Origin of the sequence: Pseudomonas fuscovaginae SE-1, assembly GCF_000364705.1 — a bacterium.
In the GTDB taxonomy this organism is placed as follows: Bacteria; Pseudomonadota; Gammaproteobacteria; order Pseudomonadales; family Pseudomonadaceae; genus Aquipseudomonas; species Aquipseudomonas fuscovaginae_A.
Genome location: NZ_AQOH01000384.1, coordinates 1 through 2,165, shown reverse-complemented (window position 1 = coordinate 2,165; position 2,165 = coordinate 1). Strand labels below are relative to the sequence as shown.

The 2,165-nt window shown below is 49.3% G+C and carries 3 protein-coding genes; 1 reads left to right on the top strand and 2 read right to left on the bottom strand.

Annotated elements, in window-relative coordinates; genetic code table 11:
- Positions 1 to 290 precede the first annotated feature (290 nt).
- Positions 291 to 533, top strand: coding sequence for a DUF2789 domain-containing protein (locus K675_RS0129495; protein ID WP_017907050.1), 243 nt, complete (start codon positions 291 to 293; stop codon positions 531 to 533).
- 145 nt (positions 534 to 678) lie between these two features.
- Here K675_RS0129495 and K675_RS33840 read toward each other — a convergent pair whose 3' ends face one another.
- Positions 679 to 861: a hypothetical protein gene (locus K675_RS33840; RefSeq protein WP_157384021.1), complete on the bottom strand. Its 183-nt coding sequence runs from the start codon at positions 859 to 861 to the stop codon at positions 679 to 681.
- The coding region (locus K675_RS32690) for an anti-phage dCTP deaminase (RefSeq protein ID WP_157384020.1) at positions 858 to 2,165 on the bottom strand (1,308 nt) is incomplete at its 5' end. The genes K675_RS32690 and K675_RS33840, both read right to left, overlap by 4 nt.

Here is a 2,165-nt window from a genome sequence, read left to right as displayed (position 1 = left end):
GGGCCGCTACGCGCCCCAGCGTGGGCAAGCCCACTCGCCACCTTTCCGGTATGCCCCCTGCTTCCATAGTCCGCTCAAGTCCGCTCAAGCACACAAGCGCACAAGCTCCCAATTGGTTTCAGATGCACCCGGCGCCGGACAGCCTAGACTCCTATTCATGGCTGGCCGTGGCGGCATCACTCCTGGGGCTCACCACATGCCGCTGAACCTTTACGCCTCTCGTCCCATCCATTGAGGAGGCGGCATGCCGGAACGCCGCGTCCTCTGTTTCCCCCTGACCGGAGATTTCCATGGATACCCCGACCCACAGCTTCACCTCCCTGTTCGATCAACTGGGTCTGCCCAGCGACGCGCAGAGTATCGACCAGTTCATTGTCGCCCACTCCCCACTCAAGCCGGAGGAACACCTGGCCGACGCGTTTTTCTGGAGCAAGGCCCAGGCCGATTTCCTGCGCAACGAAGTGCTGAAGGACGCCGATTGGGCTGAAGTGATCGACCAGTTGAATGTGCTTCTGAGGAAGGGAAGAGGCTAAAAATCCCAGATTTAATCAGACAGGGATAAGTCTAGGTCGAAATTTTCCCAACTCTGCGATTGGTGATAGATCGAGACCTATCACCGATCGCAGAGTGGGAAAGCCGACCTAGCGGTGGAGCAAGAGCCCACAACGTGTATTGAGGCTATCTGGGCTTCTTGTGGGCAATTTTTTCTAATGACACAGATTTATCCTGCATGTGGCCACTTTTGCTCATGAAGATGTCAGCGCCTTCAAGGCGAAGGCCTGATTTTCGCGAATCTGGCCACGCATCAAAAACTTCCTGAGCTTTCAAGATCTGCTGCGCTAAGCTGTTTGTGCTTTTCATTTTTTCTCAGGACTCCTCGCATTACCACCTTTTGGTAAGGATAGTTTGATTTTTAGCTTTTCCGCAAGTCGAGATAACTCTTTTCCGACGATCGCAATTTCAATGTCTTTGTAGGTGTTTAAAAAGCGTGAGAAGCGCGGTGTTCCTCCTTGACTGCGCCAGTCTGTAGTCCGTCCGTTCGAATCTTTTCTAGATTCTCGAGCATCAAAAATATCTTGATATTGCCGAGGAGATATTCCTTCGAATGGCTCAAAGTTTACATGGTCTATTGAAGGTGTAGAAGGATCCACGCTGATAGAATCTTGATGTAGTTGTTTAGCCTTGCTTTTGGGATAGGGTTCAATGTAAACAACACGTTTTACCCCGCTAGCAACTATATGTCTTGCGCACATATGGCATGGAAAAGTAGTGCAGTATAAAGTCGCATCTCGCACTGAAACTCCCAGTCGAGCTGCGGACATTAGAGCAGCCATTTCAGCGTGGACGCTACGACCGAACTCCAGCAAACTCATTACTCGTGTGCCTTTGAGTATGCTTTTCTTGGAGCCTGAAACTAGTTGTTGTACGAGACTACTCAAATCCAGCTCCTTCTCTGGAAAAGTGAGAAGGCCATTTTTGTTTAAGCGCTCCAAAAATTCGCCTATGACCTGAATGCGCTCTTCGGCCATAGAGTCCATACCTTTCTGGAAGTCTCTTGAGTCTCCCTTATCTTCCGGCCAGTAAAGATCTCCTCCTGCCTTTGGTACATCGTTGCAACCGACTGCGACTAGATCCCCTTCGGTTCGAAGTATTGCGGCACCGACCTGCCTATTTAAGTCGGCTGAGCGGAGTGCAGCAGAACGAGCATGATACATTCCGTGCTCGTCACGAGTAGGTGTAAGGAATACATTTCCAAATAAGATTTGTAAAAAACGACTTATCTGAGATTCTAAAGAATGCCTATCCTTTCCGTTTATGAAAAGATCGGCCAGAGGGAACGCATCTTTCACATCCTGCCCAAGTGTTGTGTTTTCTTCTATTTCGTCTCGGGCAACAAGCTCCTCGGCTTTTGCTCGAGTTGAGCTTGCGTTTTCGAACTGTGATTTGCTTATGCGTTCGGTCAGTGCTGTTACGCGGACGTCTCTGGGTGAGTATATTGATATTAAGAAGAAACCTTTCCCGTAGATATTTCGTAAGGTCTCTACTTCATGTGGGTGCTTTAATGATCGCAGTATGAATGCGTTTTTTTCAAATTTTGCACCCAGCTCTTCATTTCTTACTCGGATTATTTCGGCGATTGCAAGCAGTGCGACCACATCTCCACG

What these genes read in the sequence shown, in the direction of transcription:
- K675_RS0129495 (WP_017907050.1), top strand. Translation starts at nt 291, where the DNA reads ATGGATACCCCGACCCACAGCTTCACCTCCCTGTTCGATCAACTGGGT.
- K675_RS33840 (WP_157384021.1), bottom strand. Translation starts at nt 861, where the DNA reads ATGAAAAGCACAAACAGCTTAGCGCAGCAGATCTTGAAAGCTCAGGAA.